This is a genomic window from Actibacterium sp. EMB200-NS6 (genome assembly GCF_001305615.1).
Taxonomy (GTDB): domain Bacteria; phylum Pseudomonadota; class Alphaproteobacteria; order Rhodobacterales; family Rhodobacteraceae; genus Actibacterium_A; species Actibacterium_A naphthalenivorans.
On the sequence record NZ_CP010869.1, the window covers coordinates 132,367 to 149,477 of the forward strand.

15 protein-coding genes are annotated in these 17,111 nt (G+C 62.7%); 10 read left to right on the top strand and 5 right to left on the bottom strand.

The genetic code is table 11. The features are described 5' to 3' along the window. Nucleotides 1-7 precede the first annotated feature (7 nt). The gene (locus tag TQ29_RS00645; RefSeq protein WP_037203644.1) at nt 8-673 is read left to right on the top strand and encodes a glutathione S-transferase family protein; all 666 of its coding nucleotides are present in this window, start codon (nt 8-10) and stop codon (nt 671-673) included. Next, nucleotides 670-1,701 carry a tRNA epoxyqueuosine(34) reductase QueG gene (gene queG / locus TQ29_RS00650; RefSeq protein WP_054537613.1) on the top strand — a complete coding sequence of 344 codons (1,032 nt, stop codon included), beginning with the start codon at nt 670-672 and terminating at the stop codon, nt 1,699-1,701. The genes TQ29_RS00645 and queG overlap by 4 nt, the downstream gene beginning before the upstream one ends. Nucleotides 1,702-1,728: 27 nt before the next feature. Here queG and TQ29_RS00655 read toward each other — a convergent pair whose 3' ends face one another. Beyond that, nucleotides 1,729-2,541 carry a DUF4198 domain-containing protein gene (locus TQ29_RS00655; protein ID WP_054537614.1) on the bottom strand — a complete coding sequence of 271 codons (813 nt, stop codon included), beginning with the start codon at nt 2,539-2,541 and terminating at the stop codon, nt 1,729-1,731. Between TQ29_RS00655 and TQ29_RS00660 the strand changes: the two genes are divergently transcribed. The 3 genes from TQ29_RS00660 to TQ29_RS00670 all read left to right on the top strand — a co-directional run bounded on the left by TQ29_RS00660 (nt 2,540) and on the right by TQ29_RS00670 (nt 4,978). Next, entirely contained in the window at nt 2,540-3,703 is a 1,164-nt protein-coding gene (locus TQ29_RS00660; protein WP_082386484.1) for a HupE/UreJ family protein, read from the top strand. The two genes, TQ29_RS00655 and TQ29_RS00660, sit on opposite strands and share 2 nt — an antisense overlap. Nucleotides 3,704-3,772: 69 nt before the next feature. Next, nucleotides 3,773-3,961, top strand: coding sequence for a hypothetical protein (locus tag TQ29_RS00665; protein WP_054537615.1), 189 nt, complete (start codon nt 3,773-3,775; stop codon nt 3,959-3,961). A gap of 90 nt (nt 3,962-4,051) precedes the next feature. Beyond that, the gene (locus TQ29_RS00670; RefSeq protein WP_054537616.1) at nt 4,052-4,978 is read left to right on the top strand and encodes a DMT family transporter; all 927 of its coding nucleotides are present in this window, start codon (nt 4,052-4,054) and stop codon (nt 4,976-4,978) included. A gap of 45 nt (nt 4,979-5,023) precedes the next feature. Here the strand turns inward: TQ29_RS00670 and TQ29_RS00675 are convergent, their stop codons facing one another. Genes TQ29_RS00675 through TQ29_RS00690 form a run of 4 tightly spaced genes read right to left on the bottom strand, consistent with a single transcriptional unit; the run spans nt 5,024 to nt 9,235 of the window. Further along, the gene (locus TQ29_RS00675; protein WP_235974408.1) at nt 5,024-5,899 is read right to left on the bottom strand and encodes a glycosyltransferase family 2 protein; all 876 of its coding nucleotides are present in this window, start codon (nt 5,897-5,899) and stop codon (nt 5,024-5,026) included. Nucleotides 5,900-5,939: 40 nt separating this feature from the next. After that, entirely contained in the window at nt 5,940-6,764 is an 825-nt protein-coding gene (locus TQ29_RS00680; protein WP_054537617.1) for a CpsD/CapB family tyrosine-protein kinase, read from the bottom strand. Between the two features lie 54 nt (nt 6,765-6,818). Next, nucleotides 6,819-8,345: a hypothetical protein gene (locus tag TQ29_RS00685; protein WP_054537618.1), complete on the bottom strand. Its 1,527-nt coding sequence runs from the start codon at nt 8,343-8,345 to the stop codon at nt 6,819-6,821. Beyond that, on the bottom strand, nt 8,342-9,235 hold the full coding sequence (locus TQ29_RS00690; RefSeq protein ID WP_082386721.1) for an ExeA family protein: 894 nt from the start codon (nt 9,233-9,235) through the stop codon (nt 8,342-8,344). Before TQ29_RS00690 ends, TQ29_RS00685 begins: the two co-directional genes overlap by 4 nt. 681 nt (nt 9,236-9,916) lie before the next feature. On the opposite strand from TQ29_RS00690, the gene TQ29_RS00695 reads away from it, so the two are divergent. The 5 genes from TQ29_RS00695 (at nt 9,917) to xrtD (ending at nt 17,054) form a co-directional block, all read left to right on the top strand. Continuing rightward, nucleotides 9,917-10,606: a sugar transferase gene (locus TQ29_RS00695; protein ID WP_054537619.1), complete on the top strand. Its 690-nt coding sequence runs from the start codon at nt 9,917-9,919 to the stop codon at nt 10,604-10,606. A gap of 114 nt (nt 10,607-10,720) precedes the next feature. Then, nucleotides 10,721-13,150, top strand: a complete 2,430-nt coding sequence (locus TQ29_RS00700; RefSeq protein ID WP_054537620.1) for a tetratricopeptide repeat protein — start codon at nt 10,721-10,723, stop codon at nt 13,148-13,150. 162 nt (nt 13,151-13,312) lie between these two features. Beyond that, on the top strand, nt 13,313-13,912 hold the full coding sequence (locus TQ29_RS00705) for a polysaccharide biosynthesis/export family protein (RefSeq protein ID WP_037203632.1): 600 nt from the start codon (nt 13,313-13,315) through the stop codon (nt 13,910-13,912). Nucleotides 13,913-13,920: 8 nt separating this feature from the next. Continuing rightward, nucleotides 13,921-15,291 (top strand): hypothetical protein, encoded by a 1,371-nt coding sequence (locus tag TQ29_RS00710; RefSeq protein ID WP_157445487.1) that lies wholly within the window; start codon nt 13,921-13,923, stop codon nt 15,289-15,291. A gap of 212 nt (nt 15,292-15,503) precedes the next feature. Next, a complete protein-coding gene (gene xrtD, locus TQ29_RS00715) occupies nt 15,504-17,054 on the top strand; it encodes a VPLPA-CTERM-specific exosortase XrtD (RefSeq protein ID WP_255353361.1) in 1,551 nt (516 codons plus the stop codon). Nucleotides 17,055-17,111: the final 57 nt, after the last annotated feature.

Sequence of the window (17,111 nt, forward strand, 5' to 3'; positions counted from 1 at the left end):
CATGTCCATGAACCGTCTGTTTCACGTCCCCCTTTCCCCCTTTTGCCGAAAAGTACGCCTGGTGCTGGCGGAGAAGAAGATCGAGGTGGAGCTTGTCGAGGAGCGCTACTGGGAGCAGGATCCGGACTTCATGCGGCGCAATCCGGCTGGAAAAGTGCCTGTTCTGCGGATGGACGGGCGCGCGATGTCGGAAAGCCAGGCCATCTGCGAATATCTCGAGGAAACCCACCCGACGCCCGCGCTGATGCCCGGTTCGCCCGCCGAACGGTACGAGGCGCGGCGGATCGTGTTCTGGTTCGACGACAAGTTTCACCACGAGGTGACATCCAAGCTGTTGTACGAACGGGTGAACAAGAAGATCACCGGGCAGGGCTATCCCGAAAGCCGAAATGTGAAATCCGGCGCGCAGAAGATCAAATTTCATCTGGATTACATGGGCTGGCTGCTGGATCAGCGGCGGTGGCTGGCAGGAGATGTGATGACCCTGGCCGATTTCACCGCCGCGGCGCATCTGTCCTGCCTTGATTACATCAGCGATGTGGACTGGAACCGGAACGCCAACGTCAAGGACTGGTACGCCAAGATCAAGTCGCGCCCGGCCTTCCGCGGGCTTCTGGCCGATCAGGTTTCGGGCTTTCCGCCGCCGCCGCATTACGCGGATCTGGATTTTTGAGCCAGACGCTTCGGCAACGCCTATCCGATTTCGCCCTGCAGGAGGGGTTCGCGAAAACAGGGATCTGCACGCCGGATGCCATCCCGCAGGCCGCCGCGCGGCTGGAGGCTTTCGTGGGCGCGGGGCGGCATGGGCAGATGGCCTGGATGGAAGAGCGGCGCGGTTGGCGCGGCGATCCGGCGGCGCTCTGGCCGGCGGCCCGGTCGGTTGTGATGCTGGCAGAGCTTTATACGCCCGGGCATGACCCTCTGGCGGTTCTCCGGCAGCCCGATCGCGGGGCGATTTCGGTTTACGCGCAGAATCGCGACTACCACGACGTGGTGAAGAAACGGCTGAAGCGGGTCGGGCGGTGGCTGCTGGAACAGAAACCGGGCGCGCAGATCAAGGTGTTCGTCGATACCGCGCCGGTGATGGAAAAGCCGCTGGCGCAGGCGGCGGGGCTGGGCTGGCAGGGGAAGCATACCAATCTTCTGTCACGCGATCTGGGAAGCTGGTTCTTCCTCGGGGCGATCTTCACGACCGTTGAGTTAGAGCCTGACACACCTGAAAACGAACATTGCGGGTCGTGCACCGCGTGTCTCGATATCTGCCCCACGGCGGCTTTCCCGGCCCCGTTCGAACTGGATGCCCGGCGCTGCATTTCCTATCTGACGATCGAACATCACGGGCCGGTGGACCCGGCGCTGCGCCCGCTGATGGGCAACCGCATTTATGGGTGTGACGATTGTCTGGCCGTCTGCCCCTGGAACAAGTTCGCCGCCGCCGCGCATGAGGTGAAATACCGCGCGCGCGAGGATCTGATCGCGCCGAAGCTGGCCGAGCTTGCGACGCTGGATGACGCGGCCTTCCGGGCACTGTTTTCCGGCTCGCCGATCAAGCGGATCGGGCGCGACAGGTTCGTGCGCAATGTGCTCTATGCAATCGGTAATTCCGGTGATGCGCGCCTGCGGGATGTGGCGGCGCGGCTGACGGGTGATCCCGACCCGGCGGTGGCAGACGCGGCGCAATGGGCCGTGGCGCGGCTGTAGGGGCGATATCGGGCCGGAATAGAGACGTTATTCCGGCATTTTGAACGTCAGCGAGGCCCAGAGCGAGCGCCAGACAGGGCCCGCCTTGGGGTCATCATTGCCGGTGTCGCGCAGCACGACCGCGTCCAGCAGGTATTCGTGGCCGGGTTTCACCGGAACGTTTGCGCGGCCGTCTGCGGCGGTGGTCAGAAAGATGGTGTGAACGGCGCCGTCGGGGGCCTTTTCAAACACCTCGATCTGCGCGCCCTGGCGCGGTGCGCCCTGATAAAGCGCCTGTATCGGAAGGCCGGCGGGCAGGGCATCGGTGTAGGGGTTGGCCAGCGCCACGATTTCCGTCTCCAGCCCGACCGCGTGGTCTTGTCCGGCCCCATCCCCGACGGCGATCAGGCTTTTGGCAAAGCGGCGATAGCTTTCGCGGAACCCGGTTCGTGGCAGGCCCCGCGCCGCGTGCCTGTCCAGCGCATCAGGCAAGGCTTTATGCGTGACGAAATCAGCGAATTTCTGCCATTCCGCGTAGGTGAGCATGGTGTCGGTTGTCTCATGCACGATCACGATCAACCCTGCGCCCGGCATGGCCATTGAAAGGGCGGGCCGGTCGCCCATGCGGGCGGTGACGGGCGTGATGACCCCGCCGGTTACAATGTCGAAACGGGCGACGTTGACAGGGACGTAGGAATAGGCGGCGCCCTTGAAATTCTGCCCGACGCGGATGTCGGCGCGTATTGGGGCGCCCGGTGCAACCTGATACTGTTCGGGCGACAGCCAGAATTCATGGGCCCCGGCGCGCGGCGTGCTGGCCAACGCGAGGATCATGACGAAAAGTGAGAAGATTGCCCGCATGTTCGCACCCCTGAAACACCTGTTGAACTACCTGCCCCGGCGCGCGGCGATGTCAAGCCTGTGCGCGGGGCTGCTGATGCTGGCGGCGCTTGGCCCGGCCGCCGCGCATGAGGTGCGGCCGGCGGTGGGCGATGTGACGGTCAGCGGCGACACCGTGCGGCTCGATCTGCGGCTGACGCTGGAGGCGCTGGTCTCGGGGATCGATCTGAACGGGCTGGATGACACCAACAACTCGCCGCTGTCGGGCTATTACGACCAGTTGCGCGCCCGGTCGCCCGAAGCGCTGGAAGAGGCGTTCCGCGCCGCCTGGCCGCGCATTCGCGCCGGTATCCGGATCGAGGTGGCGGGGCAGGGTGCCACCCCCGAGATCGGCGGGCTGCGCATCCCCGAGGTGGGGGATACGGATCTGCCACGGGATTCGGTGCTGACCCTGACGGCGCCACTGCCGCCGGGCGATGCGCCGGTCACGATCGGCTGGGCCCCTGCCTTCGGGCCGCTGGTGCTGCGGCAGATGGGCGAGGGTGACGCGCTTTACACAGGCTATCTGAACGGCGGGCAGATGAGCGATCCGTTGCCGCGCCAGGGCGTGGCGAAGCTGGGCGCGCTGCAGGAATTCGGCCGCTATATCGTGCTGGGGTTCGAGCATATCGTGCCCAAGGGGCTGGATCACATCCTGTTCGTGCTGGGGCTGTTCTTCTTTTCGCTGAAGCTGCGGCCGCTGCTGTTGCAGGTCACGGCCTTTACCCTGGCGCATACGGTGACGCTGGCGCTGGCGACGCTTCAAATCGTCTCTGTTCCGCCGGAAATCGTCGAGCCGCTGATTGCCGCGTCCATCGTGTTCGTCGCGGTCGAGAATATTATCGGCACCGGCATGAGCCTGCGCCGCCTGGCCGTGGTGTTCATTTTTGGCCTGCTGCACGGGCTGGGATTTGCCAGCGTGCTGGGTGAGATCGGGCTGAACCCCGCGCGGCTGCTGAGCAGCCTGATTGGCTTCAATATCGGGGTCGAGCTGGGGCAGCTTGCGGTGATCGGCGTGGCGTTCTTTGCGGTCGAGTTCTGGTTTGGCGACCGGTCGTGGTATCGCGCGCGGATCGCGGTTCCGGCCTCCTGCGTGATCGCCGCAATCGGGCTTTACTGGTTTGCCGAACGGACATTCCTGTAAGCCCGGGGTTTGGCGTTTTCCGGTTTTATGGTAATATTTGCGCGTGCGAACGCAAAAGGAGGATTCCCGATGAGTCGTCATATCATCGATCAGACCCGCCAGAGCGATGCCACGGATTGCGCGGCGCAATATGCGCGGATCGCGCGTGCGGCGGGGCCGAACAAGGCCAGCCTGCAATTGCAGCGGCGCCCGGTAGGCCCGGCCTCGGGCCGTCGGTTGATGGAGTTTCTGCGGATCGCGCGCGGGCGCCGGGCCTGAGCGCGGATTTCGGTTTCCTTTCAGGCGCCTGAAGGCGTAGAGCACCCCCAGAGGTTTCCCGCGCCGGGAAACTGACCGGAGTGCTACCCGATGCAGCAGCCTGTACGCGCCATCGCCTTCAAGCTTGGCTCTGTCACGCTTTTTGTGGTGATGTCGTCTCTGATCAAGGCCGCCTCGGGGCATGTTCCGCCGGGGGAAGCAGTGTTCTTTCGCTCGTTCTTTGCGCTACCGGTGATCATCGTGTGGCTGATAGCGCGAGGCGAGCTTTCTGTGGGGCTGCGCACGGCTGATCCGCTGGGCCATTTCTGGCGCGGGCTGGTGGGCACCTGTGCCATGGGGCTGATGTTTGCCGGGCTGGGCCTGCTGCCCCTGCCGGAGGTGACGGCGATCGGCTATGCCGCGCCGTTGCTGGTGGTGATCTTCGCGGCGATGTTTCTGGGCGAAGAGGTGCGGCTGTTCCGGCTTGCGGCGGTCGGGGTGGGTCTGGCCGGGGTACTGATCGTGCTGTCGCCGCGGCTGACGGCGTTCACCAATCATGAGATGGACGCGCGCGAGGCGTTGGGCGCAATGGTGGTGCTGGGCGGCGCGGTTTGTGCCGCATTGGCGCAGGTCTTTGTGCGCAAGCTGGTGCGGACAGAGCGGACCGCGACGATCGTATTCTGGTTTTCGGTGACCGCGACGCTGCTGTCCTTGTCGACATTGCCGTTCGGCTGGGTCGTGCCGGCCCCGCGCGAGGCGGCGTTTCTGGTGCTCGCGGGCCTGTTCGGCGGGTTGGGGCAGATCTTTCTGACCTCCAGCTATCGGTTCGCCGATGCCGGGGTGGTGGCGCCGTTTGACTATGCTTCGATGTTGCTGGCGCTGCTGATCGGCTATTTCGTGTTCGACGAGGTGCCGACACCGGTGATGCTGGCGGGGGCCGGGCTGGTGATTGCGGCCGGCGTGTTCATCATCTGGCGAGAACGGCAACTGGGGCTGGAGCGGGCCAGGCAGCGCAAGGCCATGACGCCGCAGGGCTAGGTTGCGGCAGCTTGGTGCCTGCAATTCCGGGTTTTCGATCCGGCCTCAGGGCCGGATGGATTGGCTCAGCATCCAGACAAGGCGCGTCATCCGGATCTGGGCAAGCGTCATCAGCGCCTGCAGCCGCTCGCGGCCGGAGCGCAGCTTCTGGCTGGTGATCACGCGGGGCGCGTGGGCGATCACGCTCAGGGGCATTGCCAGCGCGCGCAGGCCCCATTTCAGCCGGCCGAAGGGTTGCGCCGATTTCAACTCGAACGCCTCGTCCGTCATGCGCCGCCACTTCTTGCGCAGCGCGCCCCAGTCGGCCCGCGTGGGGTGCTGCACCGCGACACTGTCGTCATAGATCAGCCGATAGCCCTTGGCGGTGGCGCGGCGGCACCAATCCACATCCTCGGATACGCCCACGATCAGCGGCCCGACATCATTGAACACCGCGCGGGTGGTCAGCAGGTTGGCGGTGACGGAAAACCCGTGTTCCTCGACATAGAGCCGCTGGTCGAAGGCGAAGACGGTCTCGAACGCCTGCGCGCCGGTTCTGGGGCCTGTGCCTTCGTCGAACACGTCGATCCGCCCGCCGATCACCACATCTTCGGTAATCGCTGCCTTTGCCGCGCTCAGCCAGCCTTGCGTGGGCACGCAATCGGCATCCAGAAAGAACAGACAGGGCGCGGAGGTTTCGAGCACGCCCCGGTTACGCGCGGCGGCGGCGCCCTTTGAAGGCTCGATGACAAACCGGACCGAGGGGTATTGTGCGGCCAGCGCATCCAGCGGTGTGTCGGACTGATTGTCGACCACGACGATCTCGGTGTCGTCGGTGTCGTTCTGCATCAGCGCCGCCAGGCACCGGGCCAGGCGCACGGTGTCGTTGTAATGCGGTATGATCACCGCATATCGCGGTGTTCCGTCAGGCTGCATCGCCATGCGTTCTCTTCCGTCACAAGACCCTGCGGACGCAGGCAAGCTAGTTCAGGCCGTATCCGTACCCGTAGGAATCATCGGAAAAACGGCATTTGTTCAGCACGACGCCCAGCACATTGGTCTGCTCGGCCAGTTCACGCTCGCACAGGTCGATCTGTTTGATGGTCGATTGTTCGGCCTCGGCCACGATCAGTGCGCAATCGACATTGTCCAGAAATGCCCGCGTGTCGTCATTCGACAGCACCGGCGGCATGTCGAACAGCATGATGCCGGGCTGATAGGTGTTCTCGATCTCGTCGATGATCTCGGCCGTGCGCCGCCGCAGGAAAAGCTCGGAGGGGTCGCGCGCCGTCTTGGTGTTCATCGACAGCGCCACGTTCTTGCCAAAGCGCAGGGCCTGTTCGGCAAAGGGTACGGTTTCTTCCAGCACGTCGAACACGCTGTAGGTGCCGCTGTGCCCGAACACGCGCGCCAGCGACGGGCGGCGCATGTCCATGTCCATCACGACCGAGCGCAGGTCGACCTGCCGGCCGAAGCTGGAGGCCAGGTTGGCGGTGGTTGTCGTCTTGCCGCTGCCCGGGCTGGGCGATGTGATCGCGACGCGGCGCCAGCCATTCGCGTTCATCAACTGGAACATCTTGGTGCGCAGCATGTCATAGGGCGTGGCATAGGCGTTGCCCAGAGAGGTGTAGACCCGGTTGCGCTGCAGCAGCTTGGGGTCGGCATTCAGCGGTTGCAGCGCGTCCCATGCCTCGACCACGTTCTGTTGCAGCGGCCGCACCAGCGCCGCCTTGGCCGGACCGCGCTCCGAGGCGCCTTCGGTTCGTTGCCGACGCGCCTGTTCCAGGGCTGCCTGAAGCTTTTCCATCAGATTTCCTCACTCGTATCGGTGACACATGCGATGCGGCGCGATGTGCACATGTTACAGGCTCAACCGTGCGACCGCGCGGCTCATGATAAGGTCAAGCGGCAGGTAATAGGTATGTATGGCATATAGCGCGGCCGGCACCCCGGCCAGGAACACGGCCAGGATCACCAGCACGATAACCCGCCGCCGGACCAGCTCTCCGCCGGTACGGTTGAACGGGATCGTCGCAAGTGGCGTGATGTTCAGCCCCTTGGCGATATCCGCCGGGCGGCGCACCGATTTGTTCAGCAACTCGATCAGGAACACCAGGCCAAGGCCCGCGGCCAGCCCGGCGGCGGTGCCGCCGATGGCGATCATCGGGCGGTTGGGGCTGGTGGGTTCGGTGGGCGCAACGGCCTGTTCGATCACCGTGATGCGCTGACCCTTGGACAGAAGCTCGATCCGCTCGCCGGTCGCGGCGGCCGAGAGGCGTTGAACGGCCGAGTTATACTGCTCCTGGATGTTGTTGTGCTCGCGCTGCAGCGCCTGCAGGGCGATGTCATTGGCCGGGGTGCGCCCGATCGCATCCTGCAGCACGGCAAGCTCGCCCTCGGCCTGCTCGATCTGCGCGTCGATGGCATCGACCCGCGCGTCGATCTGGGCAAGCTGCACGTCCAGCATCGTCGTGCCGTTCGCGGCAGCGCCGACCCCGGATTGCGCGCGCACGGTTTCCTCAAGCTGGGCGATCCGCGCCTGCAGCACTTTGACCCGCGGGTTTTCCTCGGAATAAATCGCCAGCGCGGCCGCAAGCTGATCCTTGAGCGAGACAAGCTGACGCTCTTCGGGGCTCTGATTGGCCGTTGTGGTGGTGTTCAGCTGGCCCGTGGTCTCGAAAATCTCGATCAGGCGGTTGCGCTGTTCGATCAGCGCCGCCTTGTCGCGCAGGAACTGGTCGACCTGCGCCTGAAGCGTGCTCTGACGAGACATCCGGAACGGAAGCCCGGTGGGAAGCGCATCGGCATTGGCGTTCTGAAAATCCAGGATGGCGGCGCTGCGCCGATCCAGTTCCGCGCCCAGCCTGTCGACCTCCTGCTTGAAGAACTCCAGCGTGTCTTGCGCCTGCCCGGTGCGCAGCCGCACGTTCTGATCCAGGATCCGGGTCACATAGTCATTCACCACGTTGGCCGAAATCGCCGCCGAACGGGCCTGGAACTGAATGTTCATGATCGTGGCGGCGTTGCGCCCGGAGGTGCCGCGGATGTTGGTGTCGTTGCGCATTCTGGCAACGATCTCGTCCGGGGACATGTCATCCATGTGTTCATAGACGTCATGCGCCCGCGCCACGTCGATCAGGATCGCGCGGGTCAGGATCCGCTGCTGGATGATCTGAAGCTGTTCCGACGCGGCCACCTGCACCGTCGACGTCGCCAGGTTGCCCGGGATCTGCGCCGATTCGATCAACAGCTTGGCGCCTGAGGAATAGACCGTGGGCAACAGCATCGCCGCCGACAGCGCGGCTGCCGCGAAGCCCAGAAAGACAATAAGAAAAACCGGAAGTCGCCGGACGAAAAGGGCGACAAAATACTTAACGTCGGAGTTCATTCTGCTGCCTCTTCGGAATTTGTTCTTGTGGTTGCGCCGTCATCATCGCCGTCTTCGGCGGGGCGCGTCACCAGAAAGATGTTGTCATCCAATACTTCGCGCACGGTTTCCGCCTCGATCGTCCGGCTGCCTTCGGCTGCGGCATAAACCATCGCCACGTCGCATATCTTGTTGGTGATCCGCGGAATCCCGCCCGAGTTCTCATAGACCAACTTTATCGCCTCTTTCGTGAACTCGTCGCCGGTGCCGCCCGCGTGTTTCATGCGGTGATGAATATACTGTTCCACATTCTCCGCGCTCATCGCGCTCAGGTGAAAGCTGGCCACGACGCGTTGCGCGAACTGGCGCAGGCTTGGCCGGGTGACCATTTCCCGCAACTCGGGCTGCCCCACCAGAACAAGCTGCAGCAGTTCGTCCTTGTTGGAGTTTATATTCGTGAGCATCCGCAGTTCTTCAAGGGCTTCCACCGAAAGGTTCTGCGCCTCGTCGATGATCAGCACCACCCGGTTGCCAGCCGAGTATTCCTCCAGCAGATAATCCTGAAGCCGCTGGAACAGGCCCACATAGTCAAGCCCGGGGTCCACCTCGACGGACAGCGCGTTCAGCGCCCAGCGCAACAGTTCGCCCCGGCCCCCCTGGGCGTTCGAGATCAGCCCGATCCGCGTGTCCTCGCCCACGGCGCGCAGCAGCGCCTGCACCAGCGTGGTCTTGCCCACGCCCACCTCGCCGGTGATCACCGTGATCGGCGCGCGCGAGACGATCCCGTATTCCAGAATGGTGAAGGCACGCCTGTGCGCCCCCGTCCAGTAAAGGAAGTCCGGGTCGGGAAGCAGCGTGAACGGCCGCTCCGTCAATCCAAAGAAGTCTGTATAAAGTCCGGAACTGGACACGGTATCCACCTGTTTCAAGCGGTCCTCAACACGGTTTACTTGTTAAATTACATCCTTCTAGTACGCCCGGGTCTTACCGCCCAGAAGGAACAACCAGCACGCCAAGTTGTTATCCGCATTTAAAATTCAGTTCACCCCATAAGTGATGAAAACCCGTTGAGTTGTATTGCCACGGGTACAATGACCCCATTCGCGGCCGGTTGACAACGCAGCGGAACCAAACGGCGCGGTTTCGCCCCTTTGACGGGCCGCCCGGCGCTGCGGATTGCTGTGGACGCGCTCATTCGATTCGCCGCAAGCTTCTGCGCCGTGTTTGCGCCCGCCGGTTTCCGATTCGGCTGCCATAGTATCCAGTTTCGAAAAAGTTCCCTGTCGAAAGGGCGATTGTTCACGATTTTGCGTGGGTCCGTGGCTTAACTGTTGGGCGCCCGCCAAGTCTCGCGCGACAAAATAGGCACAATTGACGCCGAAATGCCAAAATTTCATAAATTTTAGACACTTACACTTATGCTGCACCCGCAGAAACGGGAAAGCAAAATTGCAAAATGTTTAACCGGGTGCTAACCATGGTTTGTAGTGATTGCGCGTGATTCCATTCGCGTCACATGTTCCGACGGGCTAGCTTGAAGGCCTTAGTAGTACCTTAACGAGGCATCGGCGACGGCGTCGGTGGGTTTTTTAATGACGGTCAACTTCCCGAAAAACTCCGAAGACGCCGAAGCGCTTACCAAGTCAATGGCTGTGATCGCTGCATCTGAATCCCAAAGTTTTTACCGCAATTTCGGCAAACGGATATTGGACAGTGCGCTGATCCTCGCTACTGCCCCGTTCGTCGCCCCTCTCATCCTGATCTTCGCGCTGCTTGTGGCGCTTGACGGCGGTCGGCCCTTCTTTCGCCAGCGCCGCGTCGGCCTGAACGGCAAGACCTTCGAAATGTGGAAGCTGCGAACGATGGTGCCCGACGCCGAGGCGCAGCTCGAGCGTCATCTGGCCAGTGATCCCGAGGCCCGGTGCGAATGGGAAGTGTCGCAAAAGCTCAAATCCGACCCGCGCGTCACCCGCGTCGGCCGGTTGCTGCGCAAGACCTCGATGGACGAGCTGCCGCAATTCCTGAACGTGCTGAAGGGCGAGATGGCCATTGTCGGCCCGCGCCCGATGCTGTCTTCTCAGCAGGATCTCTATCCCGGCTCCGCCTATTACAAGCTGCGCCCCGGCATCACCGGCCCCTGGCAGGTGTCCAACCGGAATGACAGCGAGTTCAAGAGCCGCGCGATTTACGACACGCGCTATGATCAGGAAGTGTCGCTGAAGACCGATCTGTCGATCATGTTCAAGACGGTTTCCGTGGTGTTCCGCGGCACCGGCTACTGACGGCGCGAAACATACCATTTCCTGCATTTCCGTAGATCACGCGTCGCGAGTTGTTTGCGCCGCATCCCGCAGTCGGGTATCTGTGGCCCACCATCGGATGAGCAAGGCAAGTTGATGACGTTTGGCAACATCTTTCGCGTTCTTCTGATTGTCTGCGGCCTGACATTCGTGTCGGCCTGCGACTCGGCCGAAGAGCGTGCGGAGAACCACTATCAAAAGGGTATCGCCCTGCTGCAGGAGGGCGACGTGGATCGCGCCCTTCTTGAATTCCGCAATGTTTTCAAACTCGACCCGGCGCATCGCGACGCCCGGCATATTTATGCCAAGACGGTGCTGGAGCGGGGGAACTATCAGGAAGCGTTCAGCCAATACCTTCGGCTTGTCGAACAGCATCCCGATTTCTTCGAGGGCCGGCGCGAACTGGCCGAGCTGGCCGTGAAAACCCAGAATTGGGAAGAAGCGCGCCGCCATACCCGGCTCGCGCTTGAAATGGCGCCGGAGGATCCGCGGATTCAGGCGCTGGACACTGCGATTACCTTCCGCCGGGCGATTCAGGATGGCGATCAGGCCACCCAGGCCGCGATGCTGGACCGGGCGCTGACGCTGAAACCCATCCTGCCGGAGAATGAGATCGTCCGCAGCGTCATCATCGACGGCTTTCTGCGCAATGGAGACGAAGACAAGGCGCTGGCCGAGATCGGCGAGACGATCGCCCTCTACCCGGAGAACATCCAGCTTTACCGGATGCGGCTGCAGCTTCTCAGCCGTCAGGGCCGTGAAGAAGACGTTGAAGCGCGTCTGCGCGAGATGGTGCGCCTGTTTCCCGATGATGAGGCCTCCAAGGCGCTTCTGATCCGGTATTACCTGTCGCGCGAAGACAGTGACGCCGCCGAGGCGTTCCTGCGCGAACAGATCACCCCCGGCGTTCAGAATGACGATGCCCGAATCACGCTGATCCAGTTCCTGATTTCCGCGCGTGGCCCGCAGGTCGCGCAGGCCGAGCTGGACAAATTCATCGAGGACGGCACCAACACGGATCGGTTCCGGGCAATGCGCGCCGGGCTGGCGTTCGACATGGGTCAGCAGGCCGAAGCGATCGCCGAGCTGGAAGATGTCGTCGCCAATGCCGAACCTTCGGTACAGACGCGCGAGATCAAGGTCGCCTTTGCCCGTATCCTGGCCAGCAGCGGCAACGAGGTGGGCGCCCGCGCCCTTGTCGAAGAGGTGCTGGCCGAGGATGTGGGCATGGTCGAGGCGCTGAAAATGCGCGCCGCCTGGCTGATCGAGGCCGACCAGGCCGACGAGGCGATCAATGTGCTGCGCTCCGCGCTGGATCAAAAGCCCGACGATCCGGGCATCATGACGCTGATGTCCGCCGCCCACGCCCGCAACGGGGATCGCGAACTCTCGGGCGAGCTGTTGTCGCTGGCGGTGCAAGCCTCCAACAGCGCGCCGGCCGAAAGCCTGCGCTATGCGAAATTCCTGATTGCCTCTGACAAGCTGCTGCCCGCCGAAGGCGTGTTGATCGATGCGCTGCGGCTGGCGCCCGGCAGCTATCCGGTTCTGGTGGAGCTTGGCCAGCTTTACATCCGGCTCAAGGACTGGCCCCGCGCCGAGCAGGTCGAGCGCGCGCTGCGCGGGCTCGACACCGACGCCGGAACGGCCCAGGCCGACAGGCTGCGGTTCAGCATCCTGCGCGGCCAGACGAACAATGCCGACGCGATCGCCTTTCTCGAAACCCTGACACGGGAAGACGACAGCGCCACCGCGGCGCAGGTTGCCATCGTGCGGGCGCATCTGTTGAACGGCAAGCCCGACGCCGCGCGGACCTATCTCGACGAGCTGCTGGCCGAGAGCCCCGATGAACTGGCCTTTCGCTTCCTCGATGCCGCCGTCTATGCCTCGACCGGTGATTTCAAGGCCGCCGAACAGCGCTATCGGAGCCTGCTGAAGGATTACAGCACGTCGGAACGGCTGTGGCTGGAGCTTGTGCGCACCCTGTCGCGCGACGGCCGCCCCGATGCGGCGGCGACCGAACTGGACCGGGCGCTGGAGATTCTGCCCGAAGGGCGCGATCTGCTGTGGGCGAAGGCGACGTTGCTGGAACAGGGCGGCGATACCCAGGGCGCGATCGGGATCTACGAAAAGCTCTATGCCCAGAACACTTCTACCAGCGTCATCGCGAACAATCTGGCCAGCCTCCTTTCCACGGTGCGTGACGATGCCGACAGTCTGGAACGTGCCTATGCCGTGGCCCGCCGCCTGCGTGGCAGCGATTTCCCGCCCTATCAGGATACCTATGGCTGGATCGCCTATCGTCGCGGGGACTACCGCGAGGCGCTGACCCATCTGGAGCCCGCCGCCGCCGGTCTGCCGCAGGACCCGCTGGTTCAGTATCATCTGGCCAAGACCTATATCGCGCTGAACCGGCCGGATGACGCGCAGGCCCAGCTTGAGAAAACGCTGCAGCTTGCGGGTGAGACCGCCCGCCCGGAGTTCGACGACGCGCGGCAATTGCTGCTGCAGTTGAAGAATGACGGATAGGCAGCTTACCCTACGGCAGAATGTGTTGCTTCAGGGCGACGGCTGTTCTTCATTTGCCGACATATTTTTGCCCAAATTCAGAAATTTTTTGCCCCGAAGGCCGCAAACAGCATAAGAAAGACGCATAGCACGCTTGGGGGCGCACTTAACGAGGGTTTGTTGATGAAACGCTTCGCTTTTCTATTTCTGTCGCTGTTTGTGGCGACATCCGCCGCCGCAGCCAATGGCAACTATCTTATCCAGCCCGGCGACACGATCCGCATCGAAGTGCTGGAAGACGCAACGCTCAACCGAACCGCGCTTGTGCTGCCCGATGGGAAGATCAGCTTTCCCTTCGCGGGCACCGTAACCGCCGCCGGGCGCACGCTCAGCCAGGTCGAGCGCGCGGTTACCGCCGGTATCGCCTCCAACTTCGCGTCCGAGCCGACTGTCTATGTCTCTGTCGCCAATCTGGCGCCTGCCGCCGCGGTCACCGCGCTGACAACCGTGAACATCTATGTTCTGGGTGAGATCAACGGGCCCGGCCTTGTTCAGGTCGAACCGGGCACCACCCTGCTTCAGGCGCTGGCCCAGACCGGGGGTTTCACCAAGTTCGCCGCCACCAAGCGCGTTCAGCTGCGCCGCCGTGACCCGAACACCGGGGCCGAGAAAGTGTACAAGATCAACTACCGTGCCTTGTCGCAGGGCGCAGCGGTTGGCGGGAATGTCGTTCTGGCCGAAGGTGACGTTATTCTCGTCCCTGAAAGGCGCCTGTTCGAGTGACCAAAACCATGCTTCGTTCACGCCTCGTACTGGCGCCCGCCCTGCTCGCGGTAGGCGCCTGGCCTTTGGCACAGGCCCTCGCGCAGACTGGTCCGGCGATCACCTTCACGCTCGACCAGACCTTCCGCGCGACGGACAACTACAGTTTCGCTGCCAATCCGCCGTCCGATACGACGGTCTATTCGCGGACCAACCTGTCCTTCAGCTCGGTTTACGGCACGCCGGCGCAATCGCTGACCTTCACCGGCGGGGTGACGATCGACGCGGGTTATTTCGCCGATTCCGACGGCACCGATACCAATATCGACAGCCAGAACCTTGGCCTCAGCTATTTTCGCGAATCGTCTTCGACCCAGCTGACCTTCGATGCCAGCTATCGCCGGGTGCAGCTGACCCAGCTGGTACAGGGCGCCACCTTCGATGCGGCCGACCTGCTGATCGATTCCGGCGACCGCATCAACTATGCGATCGGCATGGGCCTGTTGACCGGCGTGGGCGGCCCGTTCGGTATTTCGTTGAATGCCAGGGCCTCGGCGCGGGATTTCACCGGCACCAGCGATCCCTCGTTGTATGACAGCGATACGGTTTCGATGGATGCCGCCGCCCGGTTCAGCGTGACCCCGACCGCCGATATCAGCCTTCTGGCCGGGTACAAGGAATATAACGACGAAGACGTCACCGATACCGAGCAGATCGATACATATGCCGGCCTCGGCGTTGTCTATGACATCTCGCCCGCGCTGCAGTTCAACGGAGACCTGCGGCAGAAAGAGGTTGAAACGACCGAGACTCTGGGCGGTGTGCGCAGCACCCGCAAAAGGGACGGGGTGAGTTCCAATCTGGGCCTGACCTTGCAGCGGCCCAACGGCACGATTTCGGCCAGCTATGCCACCGACGTCACCTCTACCGGTCGCCGCGATACGGTCAGCGTCGGGCGTAGCCTGCAGCTTCCGCGCGGTGCGCTTTCCGCCTCGCTCGGGGTGACGGAAAGCGATACCACCTCGTCGCAGACCGTGGCCAACCTGACCTATTCCTATCAGCGCCCGACCGCGACCTTCCGCGCCAGCGTTTCCCAGTCGGCCCTGACCGACAACAATGACAACGAGGCGCTGCGCACGCGGGTATCGGTCGGCTATAATTATCTGATCAACAACACCTCGGCGCTGGATGCCAGCCTTGCGGTTGCCGATTACAATGTGCTGACCACCGGCGGCACCGATACTCAACGGGCCGACCTGACCCTTTCCTACCGCCGCAACCTGACCGCGGACTGGGATCTGACCACGGGCTATACCTATTCCCTGGCGACCAAGACCAGTGCGTCCGACAGGGAATCGAATACGATTTTCGTTGGCTTCGCGCGCAGCTTTTCGTTCTGAATGGTAAACGATGAGCCCGGCCTGAGAAATACTGTGGCGCAATTGGAAACAAGTGCCGCGGTAACCCTTACTTGACCGCCCCGCGGCTGGAAAATTCCGGAATTCCGGGTTAAGCATCGCAAGAGCACGCAGACAGTGCTTTTCCGTCCGGCCCTTCGATTTCAGGTACGATCTTGCACTCTGCTCAGACCCCCCCGCTATCGAAATTTCACGTGAACGCGGCCGGCTTGTTCTGGTTCGTGGCGCTGCTGGCCATCTCTGTGCCGCTGTTCTGGATCGGCTTCGTCTCGCTGGCAAAGTCATGGACGACGCCCGAATACAGCTATGGCATCCTGATCCCGTTCATCTCGCTCTACCTGTTCCTGCGCGAGCTGCGGCGCTATCCCCTGCCGGCCGAAACGGTCACCGACCGCTGGCCGGGCGTGCTGGTCATCGCGCTGTCGCTGGTGATCGCGGTTATGGGCAACCTGGTGCGGATCCCCGATATCGTGACCTATGGTTTCATCCTGTGGGTCGGCGGCGTCACCCTGACGGTGTTCGGCTGGAAACGCGGATTGATGCATTGGGCGCCGGTGCTGCATCTGATCTTCATGCTGCCGCTGCCGCAGTTCCTGTACTGGAAAATCTCGATCCTGCTGCAATCGATCTCTTCGGTGCTGGGTGTCTGGTTCGTCAGCCTGGCCGGGGTGTCGGTGTTTCTGGATGGCAACATCATTGATCTGGGCGTCTACAAGCTTCAGGTGGCAGAGGCATGCTCCGGCCTGCGCTATCTGTTCCCGATCCTGTCGTTCTCATATCTCTTCGCGATCCTCTATCGCGGGCCGATGTGGCACAAGGCGGTGCTGCTGCTTTCGGCCGCGCCGCTGACCGTGTTCATGAACTCTTTCCGCATCGGGGTGATCGGGGTTCTGGTCAACAGCTACGGCATCGAACAGGCCGAAGGCTTTCTGCATTTCTTTGAAGGCTGGGTGATCTTCCTGGCCTGTGTCGGCATCCTGTTCCTGATGGCCATCGCGTTGCAGCGGCTGACCCCGAACCCCCTGCCGCTGGGCGAGGCGATCGACCTTGATTTCGAGGGTTTCGGCCCGATCATGGCGCGGATTTTCTCGATCCGGTCCTCTGTGGCGATGATCACCGCGACTTTGCTGACCCTGGCCGTCACCCTCGCCTGGATCACGGTCAAACCGGCCGACGCCCCGCCGGTGGAGCGCGACCCCTTCGCGCTGTTCCCCAGCAAGATCGACGGCTGGACCGGCCACCGACAAAAGCTGGAGGCCGATGTCGAACGCACCCTTGGCGCCGACGACTATGTCAACATCACCTATATGGCGCCGGACGAGGACGGGTTCGTCAATTTCTTCGTCGCCTTCTACAACAAACAGACCGAAGGCTCGGGCATCCATTCGCCCGAGGTCTGCCTGCCCGTTGGCGGGTGGGAGGTTTATGCGATCGAACCGCACAGCGTGACCTTCGCCAACACCATCTACGGCACGTTTACCCTGAACCGGGCGGTGATCGAAAAGGGTCTGAACCGGCAGATCGTCTATTACTGGTTCGAACAGCGCGGCAAGCGGCATACGAACGACTATCTGGCCAAGGCATCGGTGTTTTACGACAGCCTGACCATCGGCCGCACCGACGGGGCGCTGGTGCGCTTTGTCACCGCCATCGGCGAGCATGAGACAGAGGCGCATGCCGAAGCGCGGATGCTGCGGTTTATGGAGCAAAGCCTGCCGAAACTGCCCCGGTTCGTACCGGAATAGGCCATGCCGCGCCGGCACCGGCAAATGCAGGCGATCCGGGCTTGAAGTCCGGCGGTT

Coding starts and splice junctions, on each gene's coding strand:
- TQ29_RS00645 (WP_037203644.1), top strand. CDS start 8: ATGAACCGTCTGTTTCACGTCCCCCTTTCCCCCTTTTGCCGAAAAGTA.
- TQ29_RS00660 (WP_082386484.1), top strand. CDS start 2,540: ATGTTCGCACCCCTGAAACACCTGTTGAACTACCTGCCCCGGCGCGCG.
- TQ29_RS00655 (WP_054537614.1), bottom strand. CDS start 2,541: ATGCGGGCAATCTTCTCACTTTTCGTCATGATCCTCGCGTTGGCCAGC.
- TQ29_RS00665 (WP_054537615.1), top strand. CDS start 3,773: ATGAGTCGTCATATCATCGATCAGACCCGCCAGAGCGATGCCACGGAT.
- TQ29_RS00670 (WP_054537616.1), top strand. CDS start 4,052: ATGCAGCAGCCTGTACGCGCCATCGCCTTCAAGCTTGGCTCTGTCACG.
- TQ29_RS00675 (WP_235974408.1), bottom strand. CDS start 5,899: ATGGCGATGCAGCCTGACGGAACACCGCGATATGCGGTGATCATACCG.
- TQ29_RS00680 (WP_054537617.1), bottom strand. CDS start 6,764: ATGGAAAAGCTTCAGGCAGCCCTGGAACAGGCGCGTCGGCAACGAACC.
- TQ29_RS00685 (WP_054537618.1), bottom strand. CDS start 8,345: ATGAACTCCGACGTTAAGTATTTTGTCGCCCTTTTCGTCCGGCGACTT.
- TQ29_RS00695 (WP_054537619.1), top strand. CDS start 9,917: ATGACGGTCAACTTCCCGAAAAACTCCGAAGACGCCGAAGCGCTTACC.
- TQ29_RS00700 (WP_054537620.1), top strand. CDS start 10,721: ATGACGTTTGGCAACATCTTTCGCGTTCTTCTGATTGTCTGCGGCCTG.
- TQ29_RS00705 (WP_037203632.1), top strand. CDS start 13,313: ATGAAACGCTTCGCTTTTCTATTTCTGTCGCTGTTTGTGGCGACATCC.
- TQ29_RS00710 (WP_157445487.1), top strand. CDS start 13,921: ATGCTTCGTTCACGCCTCGTACTGGCGCCCGCCCTGCTCGCGGTAGGC.